Annotated in this window: 11 protein-coding genes; 9 read left to right on the top strand and 2 right to left on the bottom strand. The window is 60.0% G+C overall.

Translation table 11 applies throughout. The features are described 5' to 3' along the window. From AC1DR7_RS01940 to AC1DR7_RS01900, 9 genes are all read left to right on the top strand, one after another. Positions 1-676 (top strand): hypothetical protein (locus AC1DR7_RS01940; protein WP_478076377.1); only part of this gene is annotated, 676 nt, incomplete at its 5' end. A 763-nt stretch (positions 677-1,439) separates the two neighbouring features. Then, positions 1,440-2,294 (top strand): RHS repeat-associated core domain-containing protein, encoded by an 855-nt coding sequence (locus AC1DR7_RS01935; RefSeq protein ID WP_478054812.1) that lies wholly within the window; start codon positions 1,440-1,442, stop codon positions 2,292-2,294. Between the two features lie 8 nt (positions 2,295-2,302). Continuing rightward, positions 2,303-2,638, top strand: coding sequence for an immunity 53 family protein (locus AC1DR7_RS01930; RefSeq protein ID WP_312710772.1), 336 nt, complete (start codon positions 2,303-2,305; stop codon positions 2,636-2,638). Between the two features lie 56 nt (positions 2,639-2,694). Continuing rightward, entirely contained in the window at positions 2,695-3,102 is a 408-nt protein-coding gene (locus AC1DR7_RS01925; protein WP_478052323.1) for an Arm DNA-binding domain-containing protein, read from the top strand. 44 nt (positions 3,103-3,146) lie between these two features. Next, entirely contained in the window at positions 3,147-3,983 is an 837-nt protein-coding gene (locus AC1DR7_RS01920; RefSeq protein WP_478076376.1) for a tyrosine-type recombinase/integrase, read from the top strand. Next, positions 3,980-4,390: a hypothetical protein gene (locus AC1DR7_RS01915; RefSeq protein WP_457319484.1), complete on the top strand. Its 411-nt coding sequence runs from the start codon at positions 3,980-3,982 to the stop codon at positions 4,388-4,390. The genes AC1DR7_RS01920 and AC1DR7_RS01915 overlap by 4 nt, the downstream gene beginning before the upstream one ends. 303 nt (positions 4,391-4,693) lie before the next feature. After that, positions 4,694-9,904 carry an RHS repeat protein gene (locus AC1DR7_RS01910; protein ID WP_478052889.1) on the top strand — a complete coding sequence of 1,737 codons (5,211 nt, stop codon included), beginning with the start codon at positions 4,694-4,696 and terminating at the stop codon, positions 9,902-9,904. Then, complete coding sequence (locus AC1DR7_RS01905; RefSeq protein WP_478076375.1) at positions 9,897-10,925, top strand: RHS repeat domain-containing protein; 1,029 nt, start codon at positions 9,897-9,899, stop codon at positions 10,923-10,925. Before AC1DR7_RS01910 ends, AC1DR7_RS01905 begins: the two co-directional genes overlap by 8 nt. Positions 10,926-10,940: 15 nt before the next feature. After that, positions 10,941-11,273: a hypothetical protein gene (locus tag AC1DR7_RS01900; protein WP_478052891.1), complete on the top strand. Its 333-nt coding sequence runs from the start codon at positions 10,941-10,943 to the stop codon at positions 11,271-11,273. 108 nt (positions 11,274-11,381) lie between these two features. Here AC1DR7_RS01900 and AC1DR7_RS01895 read toward each other — a convergent pair whose 3' ends face one another. Further along, entirely contained in the window at positions 11,382-12,224 is an 843-nt protein-coding gene (locus tag AC1DR7_RS01895; RefSeq protein ID WP_457318557.1) for a GGDEF domain-containing protein, read from the bottom strand. A gap of 362 nt (positions 12,225-12,586) precedes the next feature. Further along, positions 12,587-12,922, bottom strand: a complete 336-nt coding sequence (locus AC1DR7_RS01890) for a hypothetical protein (RefSeq protein WP_457318558.1) — start codon at positions 12,920-12,922, stop codon at positions 12,587-12,589. Positions 12,923-12,951: the final 29 nt, after the last annotated feature.

The following is a 12,951-nucleotide window of genomic DNA, read 5'->3' as shown; positions in this document are numbered from 1 at the left end:
CGTGAGGCGTATAGGGCAGGGGCTGCAGCAATGGCAGCGAGATCTTCCTGATATGAAGAGTTTCAAATTTGATGAGGTATTCCGCTACACTCCTCAAATCAATGATCTCATGGCTCACATCGATAGTTTTGCGCCTGCTGCTGAGCTTGCGGAGGATTGGCCTCATTACCATCAGCGAAGCGCGATGCCTTCAGGTGCCAAGCCAAGTCTGACGGTGGTTAAGACGCTCAAGGATCAATATGAGGCTGTTTTTCCACTAGCATCGAGAAGCGCAAAGAGACGAAAAAGCGGAAGGTCTGTGGCAGTCCTTTGTTGCGATTACAACAGCTTCCAGACCTATATGAGGGCAGGGGCGTATCGCGATCTATTTGTCCCTGTCGCTGCGAGAGAAGACATCGGTACGATACCTAGTAAGGGTGTCCGCTTCGTCTTTTCAATGCCAGAGTTTGTTGCCGGGCTGCAGTTTGATGAAGTCTATCTGCTTGATGTCAGTAGCCTGGTCCTGTTTGCTGAGGACGGGGCAGGGGCTATGGACAAAAGGCGTGGGTTGGCCACGCTTTATCTTGGCGGAAGTCGCGCCATGACAAGACTTCACATTTACTCTGTTTCGGACGCCGGTGGTGTCCCCACGTTGATGAAGAGAGCTCTTGAGCTCGGGATCTGTGAGGAGGCGTAGTTGTTTTCTCCCATGAGGCCGCCTCACTAGGTGGGGCGGCTTTGACCTGAGAGTCGGCGCCGATTGCCCTGGGTTCTGAGGACGCTACGAGCTATAAGGTATGGCTTGTCTGTTCTGGCTGCTGGAGCAGTGCACGGGCCGCAACGGTGGCTTATAAGGGGCTTACGGTTAGCGAAGTAGCTCTAACCTGTATCCCGTACAATCGCCCGGGCAATGGACAGTCAGGTCGGAGCGCGACATCTGGTTGGCATTGGTTCATGCCGGTCCGCTCGGCCGGAGTCGGACTTATGCAATCAGTTGTTTGTCGCTTAGATCGCTCGCCGGAGTCAGTCGGCTGGGTTCGTAATGCGTAGGTCGTAGGTTCGATTCCTATTTCCGGCACCAGATACAGCAAAAAGCCCCGGCCTGGTCGGGGCTTTTTGTTTGTGGCGACACGGTCGTTGGTAGTGCCGGCCGCTGGCCGGCAACCTCAGCTCCGCTGATGCGCCTTGGCTGACATCGCCACCACGACCGATCCGGCTTCGCTGGCGCTTAGCGCCAAGAGCGCTGCTCCCGTCAGGATGGCGTGATTGGCCTCAATCGCACCGTTGGATTCCGGGCCGATGGTTCCTGTGCTATCAATACTAGGCCTTGCTTCAAGGCTCTTTCAGGGATTGGAAGGATGCACAGGTTCGGGGGAGCTGCAGGCGGTGTGTCGACCCGCTTCAGGGGAGTTGAAGATCGAGTTCGGAAGCTGGGTGCGGTAGGCGCTTGGCTATGCTTTGTGCTGTTGCTGGGCCTCGCTGCTGTACCGACTGCAAGCGCACAAACGGTGACCTACATCCATACCGATGCCTTGGGCTCGGTAGTAGCCAAGAGCGATGCCAACGGCAACGTGATCGAGCGCATCACTTACGAGCCATATGGCGCTGTCGTAGGTGCGCCGGTTGCTGATGGCCCGGGGTATACGGGGCATGTGAGTGATGCTGCTACTGGGCTAAGCCAGATGCAGCAGCGGTATATGGATCCGCAGTTGGGGGTGTTCCTGTCCGTCGACCCGGTGACGGCGTATGAACAGCCGGTGGGGCAGTTCAATCGGTATCGGTATGCGAACGGGAATCCGTACAAGTTTAGAGATCCTGACGGACGAATTGTCGAAACCGTATGGGACGTTGCGAACATTGCGATGGGCGCGACCAGTGCCTACTCGAACTTTAGCCAAGGTAATGTGGGGGCGGGTATTGTCGACTCAATCGGTGTGGCGATTGATGCTACGGCAGCTGCAGTGCCCTTTGTTCCCGGAGGCGCTGGCGCCGCGATCAAGGCGGTCCGCACTACTGACAAGGCAGTAGATGCATTGCGGTCTGGGCGAAATACGAACAAGTTGCGACCGGACTCCAGCGCAGAAGGAGCGCATTCTGTTTTTAAGCGTGGTGAGGATGGCAACATTAGCAACACTGCGACTTACGAGCCGAATTCGAATAATCCATCCGGTTACCAAGAGGTGAAACGTGTTGATGTAACCGGTAAGGCCCACACCAATCCAGATGGAGCTACAATTGCAACGCCTCACGTAAAGGAGGCAGGACAGAAGGGCGTACGCCCGGCACTGCCAGAAGAACTGCCTAAGCTTAAATGAGATCATCTATGAACACCGCTATCTCGTTGTTGCAAAAATGGTATGCGCGGCACTGTGACGAAGATTGGGAGCATTCCTACGGTATCAAAATAGATACGCTGGATAATCCGGGGTGGATACTTACCATCGACTTGGCTGATACGGAGTTCAGTGAAGTTTCACTGCCCCGGAATCGCATTGATCGTTCAGAAGTAGATTGGATCCAGTCTGAGATCTCGCAGCAGCGCTACATTGCTTGTGGAGGCGTCTTCAACTTAGAAGAGATGGTTGTTGAATTTCTCATTTTCGCTGGTGAGCGCGGAGTCGAGAATCTCGGCGCGTCTGCCTATGACGCTGAGTCGTAGATAGTCCTGCTCGATAGTCAGGATCGACTTTCACCCCTCTGCCGTGAACACTAGATATGTTCATCACGGACGATCCGCATCCAAACACCGCCTCGCATCCTGTCCTAAGTTGGCTCTATCGCCACTTACGGACAACCCGTCCGATGTCAGCTGCCCTCACGAAGCGCATCGTTCTCACCGCTGAGCCCAAGGATCGTCCCTATGAGCTCAGAGACGCTCAGGTTCGTGGTCTGATACTTCGCGTGCAACCCTCAGGGCACAAGGCTTGGATCGTTACCTGGGCGCACGGCAAGCGTCGTACATTAGGGTCGGTAGAGCACCTGACGCTCGACCAAGCTCGAGACCAAGCCCGGCAGGCGGTAGCTGAATACGTTCAGTCTGGTTTGCCTTCACTCGCGAAGTCGAAGCCCACCAGCTGCACCCTCGAAGTGCTCCTCAACGACATTTCGAACCCTGGGCTGTAGCTGAGCTCAAGGGTGGTCGTCAGTACCCGGATCGCATCCGATCAGTGTTTCCGTGGCTGCTGCGTCGTCAGATCATCGAAATCGACATTCCCACGATGGAGCGTTGGTGGAGTGGGTGTGTGAGTGGTCCGGATGCCGTCACCAAGGCTACCGTAGCGCGCGACTTCGCTTGCCTCCGATCTGCCTTGTCCCGTGCGGTCGAGTGGAAGTGGATCGAAGCCAATCCTTTGATGGGCATGCGACGGCGATCAGCAGCAAGCCGTAAGGTAGTGCGGCTCCTGTCGCCGGACGAAGAAGCAATGCTCCGAGCTGCACTCGCAGCGCGCGATCTTGCTGGTGTAGGGGGCAGGGCGAACGCCAATGCGGCCCGACGTAAGTATCGGCAGGCGGTTCTGCCTGATTTGCCGCTGGACGGGTATGTCGATCACCTGACCCCGGTGGTCCTTACAGCCATCAATACCGGCATGCGGCGGGGTGAACTGTTGTCGATGACCTGGGCGGGCATCAACTGGGAAGCCAAGGTGTTGACCATCCGCGCCGAGAACGCCAAGTCCGGGAGGCAACGTCACATCCCTTTGAACGCCGAAGCCGTGGAAGTCCTGCGGCGTTGGACCGCTCAAGCAGGCGAGCGCCGTGCGGGCAAGGTATTCGAGGTGAGCGACATCAAGAAGGGGTGGGGCAAGCTGATCACTGACGCCCGCATTGAACAGTTCTGGTTCCATGACCTGCGGCATCACTTCGCATCGCGCTTGGTGCGGGCTGGAGTGGATCTGAAGACCGTGCGCGCGCTCTTGGGACACGCAGACACCACCATGACTCTTCGCTACGCCCACCTGGCCCCGGACACCCTGGCGGCGGCAGTTGCCAAGCTGGCCGCGTGACGCGATCAGTCAGACTGCTGCCCGGCCAAGCGCTCAAGCTCTTCTCGCATCCTCCGGCGCTCTTCGGTTGGGAGCTTCACGAAGGCCAAGATCGCGGCAGCCAGGTCATCGTCCTCAGCGAAGAGGTATGCGACAGGTATATCAAGCACGCTGGCAAGTTCTGCGGCCTTGGTGATATCCGCTTGGTTTCGCTCGCGCTCGTACCTGTTGATCAGCACGGCACCTCGGTTCTTGTCCTGAGTGCGATGACAAGGACTAATACATCCCATCTGCATGCGGTGTTGGTTGAAATTGCTTCAAGAAATCATCGCTGCTTGCCGTTGCGTGGCCTCGGATATCTCATTGTGTGTGACCGTGACCGTGACCGTGAGCTGCTGGCCAATGCCTTGGTGAAAGAGCTTTCATAGAATGGGCTAAGGTCCGATGATCAGCCTGATCAATGAGGCCTTGAGATTGAAAAGATCATTGATTCATCGGTTCCCTTCCGGATCGGCCGGACGTGTCGAGCAGCGGAAGGATCCGTGGGACTAAGCCGTCGCGTTGCTCCATGTTTGCATCTGTTTGTTTGTTCACGCCCCGCTCATATCTGATAGATTCCGCACAGCGATGTCGCGAAAGGAACGCTCCGGCAGGAGCTGACAACAGGGAGAGGGGGCTTGGGCGCCTGGAATTCTTGGTCATGCCGTGTCGGCGTGGCAGCTGTGCTGTGCATGATGCTGAGCGAGGTCGGGGCCGTTGAGCCCTATCAGGAATACAGCAAGCGGGTCGAGGCGGCCCAGACGCTGACCGCGTTGAAAAGCGAGTTGATGGGCGACAGTGTCAGCGTCTACAACGGCGCGACCGATTTCGCCGTCACCGATATCGAGTTGACCGGTTCGGGTATGCCCGTCCGCCTTACCCGCCGATTCTCGGTGGAGCTGACGCCGATTGGCCCAGGCGAGCCCCTTGCGGCGCCCAAGCTTCGGGGCATCGGCAACTGGGATCTGGATGTACCCCATATCTCAGCAACCTTCGATAGCGCGGTGCTGTGGAGGGGGCTGGATTCCACCGGGGGGCTGACCGACCAGCGTTGCTCGGTCGCAGTGGCGCCGCAGATATCCTTCAGTGGTGCAATCAGCATCTTCGACATCTTCCAGGGCTTCAGCATCCATGTCCCAGGCGAGGGCGATCGCCCCATGCTGTTGGCCGAGTCTGGCGTGCCAGTGCCCAATGACGGCGTCCCTCACCGTTGGGCCAGCCGCGAGCGCGATGCCTTCAGCTGCATTCCCATGCAGGCGGGCATGTCCGGCGAGGGCTTTGCCATGCAGACCGCCGACGGGCGTCGGTTCGAATTCAACTACGCGGTAGGACGCCCGGCGGGCACGATGCAGCAGAGCCGTGGACCGATGTATCCCCCGGTCAGGATTGCGCGCACCCGGATGTTCCTGCTTGCCACCAAGGTTACCGATCGCTTCGGGAATACGCTGAGCTATAGCTACAACGGGCAGGGCAATCCGACGGCCATCGTGGCTCAGGATCGTAATGGCGAAGTCCGCCGACTGGACCTGGCCTATCAGGGCGACCGTCTTGTCACGGCCTCCACCAACGGGCGGAACTGGACCTACAGCTACGATGGTGCGGGAAACCTGGGCGGTGTCATGCTGCCTGACGGCAGCGCATGGCAGTACACCTATGCGGGAAATCTCAAGCCGGGTTTTGACTTCTGGGATGGAGAGACCGGCATCACGTGTGCGGGCGGACCGGATGCGCTGCAGGCCAGTTATGAAGTCGTGTCCCGGCACCCGTCAGGTGCACAAGGCCGCTTCAACTTCACCAACCTTCGGCACTATCGGGCCGGTGTGCAGCGCAGCGAATGCATCAGTCGGGTGAACGGGCAGGATCTTTACTACGTCCTGCGTACGCCGAACCAGTTCGACATCATGTCGCTGGTATCGAAGGAACTGAGCGGCCCTGGCATTCCACAGCCGCTGCTATGGACCTACTCGTACACGCGTGAACGGCAGGCGTTGTGGGGCGGCGGTCAGCCGGTTGCCTATCCGTGCCAGAGCTGCCCGACCACCAAGGCAAACACGATCAACAAGCCCGACGGCTCCCGGGTCGTCTATGACTATGGATTCCTCTATGCCTGGAACGATGGGCAGTTGATGGGCTCCAGAACGTACGACGCCGCAGGCAATCTGCTTTCAACCACCCGTTCCGAGCTGATGACCGATGCGCAACTGGCGAGCCAGCCTTTCCATCCCAACTACGGCCTGAGGGTCGGGGGCGATGACATCGGCACGCTGAAGGTGCGTCCGATGGTCAGTACGACGGTGTCGCAGGACGGAACCACGTTCCGTGCCACCACAAATAGTTTCGATGCCTACGCTCGGCCGACAAGCGCCACCCGCGCAAGTCCGTGGCACTCCCGCACCGACACGACGCAGTACAGCGACGATACAACCCGCTGGTTGCTTGGTCAGGTGAGTGCGGTAACCAATGCAGACACCGGTGCGGTGGTATCGCAGACGACGTTTGATGGCAACGCGATGCCCTCGCAGTCGTGGTCGTTCGGCAAGCTGCAGCAGTCGCTCACCTATCATGCTGATGGCACAATAGCGACCGTCAAGGATGGCAACGGCAATACCACCACGTTGGGCGCTTGGAAGCGCGGCAATCCGCAATCGATCACCTGGGCGGATGGGCAGGGTCTTGCCGCCAGCGTCGACGACAATGGCTGGATCACCTCGATCACCGATGAGAACGGCTTCGCCACCCAGTATGGCTATGACGCGATGGGGCGAGTCTCCAGCATCACGTATCCGGCAGCCGACTCTGTGGCCTGGAATGTCACCACGCAGGCATTCGCCCAGGTAGGCGCCGACGAGTACGGGATTGGGCCGGGCCATTGGCGGCAGGTGGTGGCGACCGGCAACGCTCGAAAGGAAACCTTCCTTGACGCACTCTGGCGACCGCTCGTCACCCGTGAGTACGATGCGGCCGATGTCGCGGCAACGCAGCGATTCCAGCGCTTTGCCTACGATGAAGAAGGCCGGCAGGTGTTCGCGTCCTATTCCGGGACGACCGACACGCTCACTACGGGCACGTGGAGCGACTACGACGCTCTGGGTCGGGCTACCTCGGTGTCGCAGGACAGCGAACTTGGCTTGCTGAGCACAGTCACGCAGTACCTGCCCAACGGCCAGACACGGACGACAAACCCGCGGGGCCAGGCGACGGTGAGCGGCTATCAGGTCTTTGACCAGCCCGGATACGACGTCCCGGTCTGGATCGACCATCCAGAGGGCGCCTATACCGATATCGCCCGGGACGTGTTTGGAAAGCCCACCTCGATTCGGCGAAGAAACGCAGACGGAACACTTTCTGTCACGCGCAGCTACGTCTATGACGGTCATCAGCAACTGTGCAAATCCGTCGAACCGGAGACCGGCGCCACGGCGACCGGGTATGACGGCGCCGGCAACGTCATCTGGACGGCGTCGGGACTTGCATTGGCCAGTACGGCCAACTGCGACGTCCAGGCTGCGCTTGATTCAGGACGGCGCGTGGACCGAACCTACGACGCGCGCAATCGGCTCAAGACGCTGTCTTTTCCCGACGGCAACGGCAACCAGACCTGGAGCTACTTCAACGATGGCAGGCCTTCGCAGGTTGTGACCAGCAACGATGCGGGCGCCAGCCAGGCGATCAATACCTATGCCTACAATCGCAGGCGTCTGCTGGTTGGGGAAACGGCGGAGCAGGCGGGAGTGGTCAACTGGTCACTCGGCTATGGGTACGACGCCAACGGCGCGCTGGCCAGCGTCGTGTATCCAAGCGGGATGAGCATTGACTATGGTCCGAACGCGCTGGGGCAGCCAACGCGAGCGGCAGGTTACGCCAGCGGTGTGTCGTATTACCCCAATGGCGGAATGCGGCAGTTCACTTATGGCAATGGGATCGTGCATACCATGACGCAGAGCAGCCGCCAGCTTCCTGCTCGTGTCGTCGATGGTGGCGTGCTTGATAACGCCTATGCGTATGATGCCGTCGGCAACGTGTCCCGGATCGACGACGCACTCGATGCCAGCCGCACCCGATCCATGCAGTATGACGGGCTCGACCGCCTTACCCAGACCATCTCCCCGGCATTTGGCGGCGATGGCGTGATGCGTTATAGCTACGATGTGCTCGACAATCTGCGCGGCGCGAAGCTGCTCGGGGTCAAAGAGCATAACTACTGGTATGACAGCAACAATCGCCTGACCAACGTCCAGAGCAACGCCGGTGCTACCACGATCGGCCTGAGCTACGGGGTGCAGGGCAACCTCAGCAACCGCAACGGACAGGCATTCAACTTCGACTACGGAAACCGGTTGCGTGGTGCGGTAGGCATCGAGTCTTACCGGTATGACGCGCATGGTCGTCGCATTGCATCCATCGATGCAGCGGGAGCCACGATCCTTTCCATGTACGGCCAGGATGGTGTCTTGCGGCGCCAGAACAATGCGCGCCAGGGCAAGAACATTGAATACGTTCACCTCAATGGAAGCCTGGTGGCCGAAGTGGCAACAATCGTTACGCCGGTGGCCCCTGTGTTGCAGGCGCCAGCGTTCAGTAATTCCGGTAGCTACGCGGTGAGCTGGAACGCAGTGGATGCGGCGACCGCTTATGAGTTGCAGGAGCAGGTCAATGCGGGAGGCTGGAGCGGTATCCAGACCGGTGCAGCGGTGAGCTGGGCAGCAAACGGAAAGACGGGCGCGACCTACAGCTATCGGGTGCGCGCCTGCATGGCTGTATCCAACTGCAGTGGCTGGAGTGCAGTCGCATCTACCGTGATGCAGCTCTCGCCTTCGGGCGTTCCCGCGCTCGCTGCGCCCGCGCAGGCCCCCAACGGTAACTACACTGTTAGTTGGTCTGCTGTCGTCGGCGCCAGCAGCTACGCGTTGGAGGAGATGGTGGGTTCGGGTAGTTGGTCCATCGTCAGTCCGACCACGACACCGAACGCCATGCAGTACGCGGGACGTCCGGCTGCCAGCTACGCTTATCGCGTCCGCGGATGCAACGCAGCCGGTTGTGGGCCGTTCTCYGCGACAGTGTCTGTGGTGGCCTTCTCGCCGCCCAGCGTTTCACCTGGCCTGTCCGCACCTGCCGTGGCATTGAACGGAAATTTTGCCGTCAGCTGGTCTTCCGTACCCGATGCCAACAAGTACAGCGTCGAGGAGAGCGCCAATGGCGCCGGTTGGGCGGTCTATAGTGAACTCGCCGCGACTGGGCTTTCGATCTCGGGCAAGCCGACCGGCAACTACAGCTATCGGGTGCGTGCCGGCAACGACGCTGGCTGGAGTGGGGTGTACTCCAACGTGGTGAGTGTGGCATCGCTTCAGCCTCCGCAGGCGACGTCTGTGAGCGCTCCTGCCTCGAGCAACACGGGCAGCTACACCGTCAGCTGGAACGCAGTAGCGTTGGCGACGGAGTACCGGCTGGAGCAGAGTGTCAACAGCGGCGGCTGGGGTGAGGTCCAGCGCGAGGGCGCCACGTCGCGCACGGTGAGCGGGCAATTGGACGCCAACTACGGTTATCGTGTCCTCGCGTGTAACGCTGCAGGCTGTAGTGGGTATTCCAACACTGCGTCCACTGTGGTTACGCTGCCGCCTGCGACGCCTAGGATTACGTCGAATACCAAGTTCCAGTCGGCCAAGCCACCGATACGGATCAATTGCTCTGTGTGGTGGACGCCGGTGGCGGGAGCTACCACGTATGAGTTGCTAAAGAATGGCATCGCAAACGTGTACAGCGGCCCGTTGACCCAGGTTGGCTCAAGCAACCAGACCTACTGCGCGGCGTCGCACCAAGTGAGGGCTTGCAATGCCGCAGGCTGCTCGCCTTGGTCGAATCCCCCTACACCGCAGGTGCTGACTATTGGAGAGATCGATGGCTGACCTTGTCCGCGCAATTGCCCTGAGGAAGGTGGTGGACGGCATATCTCGATGCTCTGCAGCACTCAAGAGGGTGGCCCAAGGGCGCGGTAGGCTGCAGGGGAAGGTGTGCTGGATGCTCATGTCCAGCATGGCGGCGGTGTCCCCCGTCAGCGCTCAAGCGGTCACGTACGTCCACACCGATGCCTTGGGCTCGGTAGTAGCCAAGAGTGATGCCAACGGCAACGTGATCGAGCGCATCACTTACGAGCCTTATGGCGCTGTCGTAGGTGCTCCTGTTGCCGATGGGCCGGGGTATGCGGGGCATGTGAGTGATGCTGCAACTGGGCTAAGCCAGATGCAGCAAAGGTACATGGATCCGCAGCTGGGGGTGTTCCTCTCGGTGGATCCGGTGACACCACACGAAAATCCTGGATCATCCTTTAACCGATACACATACGCTGCAGACAATCCTTACCGGTTTAATGACCCTGACGGTCGTCAGGAGCGCGCAGCAGAGCGACACGCTGATTCGGTAGCAAGCGATCCTGCTGCGTACGACACATTTGGTCCCGCGGCGCTTGTGTTGACCTACGCGATAATTCGAGCAACGCCCGTCATTGGTCCTGCCGCCGCCTCGTTGATGACAGGCGCAATCGACTCTGCACAACAGTCTCGGGCACTACCTGCACCAACAGCAGCGGCATCAACATCTGCTTCAGTTGCCGCTCCAGCACCTGCTTCCTCTCCGAATTTTGTTGTCTCATCAAGCGGAACGGCGTTTCCTGTGCCTCCAGGCTCAACAGGGCCCTCTCCAGTGACAAATCCGGGGGGCAAGCAAACCGGTGTCGCCTTTACAGGTGGGGCGGGGGGCGCCAACCGACAAGTGGCAACCATGCGGATGATGGATCCGACGTCGCCAAAGGGAGCCAGCCCCGGATACCCGTCTGGCTACATAAAATATGAAAACGCAGGCAAGCAAGGCGTTGATCCAAACTCAGGAAAGACCTTGCCCAATTCAAAGTCGCATTTTCCAATCAAGTAGGGTGAGATACGTCACATGAATGAGTATCGATCAGAAATTTTTCAACATCTCAAGGGCAAGCATGTAACGTTGACCTTCGAGGATGAGCAGGTTCAGGTTGGAACTGATGATGGGTGGTCGCTTCATATTTATAACGAATATACGCTCTCCTGTGACGAGCGTTCGGGCCCACTGACACATACGTCGCTCCGATTGAAGTTGGTCGATTGCCTGGTCGATGACATCAAAATGACCATGATGTTCTCGGGCGATAAATTTCTCACCGTCGACTTGACAGAAGATGGGTACTCCGGTCCAGAAGCCATGCAACTGAATGGACCCGACGGTAGCATCGTTATCTGGAGCTGAGCCTGCCTGTTCGTGTAATGATGAATAGCGCAAGTCCAAAGATAATGCGATGACAAGGACTAACACATCCCATCTGCATGCGGTGTTGGTTGAAATTGCTTCAAGAAATCATCGCAACTTGCCCGTGCATGGCCTCGGACATCTCATTGACCGTGACCGTAGATGCAACAAAAAGCCCCGACCAAGGCCGGGGCTTTTCGTTTGTGGGAAAGGTTGCCTCCGCTCCAGCTGCGGATGTGCGCTCGGGGTAGTGCGAGGCGATGGTCTGATACCCTGCGCAGCGATTCCGGTCCACCCGTCCGGAAGCAGCGCGGGATCTGCGACAGCCATCACCACGATCATGCCCTTCACCAGTGCCTCGCGGTCCGGCATGTTGGATGGCGAGGACGCGTCGGCCATCAGGCGCAGCGCATCCAGGCGGCGCTGCTGAAGCTGCAACGGGGTTTCGGCGGTCGGGGCATCGGCTGCGCAGGCCAGCGCAGAAGAGGTAAACAGGGCGGCGGCCAAGCACAAGCGGCGTACCAGCGGGCAGACAACATCCCTGTTGCGTCCTTCGAGGTGGGGCCCGGATGGCCTGAGTGTAGCGGCGGTCCCGGGGCAAGCAACAGGGGCGGGCATCCAGCGCTTACGCCGTACCGGATCCGCCATCCGCACCCGGTTGCGGCCCTCGGTCGTGGCTTGGTAACGCGCTTCATCGGCGCGCGCTACGAGCTCCTCCAGGAGCGGTTGATCCCCGCCGGGGAGTGCCTCGCCAATGGCCGCGCCCACGCTGATCGAGACGGCGATACGCGTGCCGCCCACCGTGATGGGATCGGCGGCAATCGCACTGCGCAGTCGCTCGACCGCTACAGGAACTTCGTTGATGACCGGCGCCGACAGCAACGCGATGAACTGCGCGCCGCCAAATCGGGCGAACAGGTCCCGGTCACGCAGCGCCTCGCGGCATCGCATTGCCAGTGGAGGCCACCGCGTTCCGGCTGCCGTCCGCGATCGGCACCCTTGGGGCCGCAGCCGGCGAGGTCGAAGGAGACCACGTCGAAGCGCGCCCCCGAACCACGGTCGCACTGCCGTCCACGCCGTCTGCTCGGTGCCGAAGCCGTGGGAAAGCACCGCAATCGGTTTACCCTGGCCGCTGCGACGGCCGCACCTCTCAAAAGTGCCCACGTACTTCTGCCAATGGCGTTGCTGAAGTGGCGAATACCAGGGCACGATGGCGGGCGGGTCTGTCGCGGGCAGCGCTGGGGCGTCATGCGCTGTCCAAGCGCATGACCGCGGCCTGGGCATGCGTGCTGCCTTGCCCCCGACAGTGCCTGTTATCCCTGTCCGAACCGGACGCCACGGCAGTATCCGCCGAACAGAAGCTGCCTCAGATAGCCGCCGACTGCACCGGCCAGGAGGCCTGCCAGTACACGCCGTGCAGGCGTGATACCCCGCCGCACCAGAGCTGCCAGCCAGGGAAGCGCCGCCAGCGCCTGGGCCCCGACCAGCAAGGCCAGCACATCCAGACCAACGGCATCGACCACCGGCAGCAGGGGTAACAGCAACGGATTACACGCTACCAGCAGGACGATCGCCGTGGTGATGGCAAACAGGACACGCCGGCCCCCAGGGGTGGCACACCAACGCAATAGTCGAGACGTCAGGCTCAAGGAAGTTGCTCCAGTCGTTGGCCGCATTG

It is taken from the genome of Stenotrophomonas sp. P5_A9 (genome assembly GCF_056400525.1).
Note: the sequence above shows the minus strand (reverse complement) of the source record. Positions and strands in the feature narration are given on the sequence as shown.

What these genes read in the sequence shown, in the direction of transcription:
- AC1DR7_RS01930 (WP_312710772.1), top strand. Translation starts at nt 2,303, where the DNA reads ATGAACACCGCTATCTCGTTGTTGCAAAAATGGTATGCGCGGCACTGT.
- AC1DR7_RS01925 (WP_478052323.1), top strand. Translation starts at nt 2,695, where the DNA reads ATGTTCATCACGGACGATCCGCATCCAAACACCGCCTCGCATCCTGTC.
- AC1DR7_RS01905 (WP_478076375.1), top strand. Translation starts at nt 9,897, where the DNA reads ATGGCTGACCTTGTCCGCGCAATTGCCCTGAGGAAGGTGGTGGACGGC.
- AC1DR7_RS01900 (WP_478052891.1), top strand. Translation starts at nt 10,941, where the DNA reads ATGAATGAGTATCGATCAGAAATTTTTCAACATCTCAAGGGCAAGCAT.
- AC1DR7_RS01895 (WP_457318557.1), bottom strand. Translation starts at nt 12,224, where the DNA reads ATGCGATGCCGCGAGGCGCTGCGTGACCGGGACCTGTTCGCCCGATTT.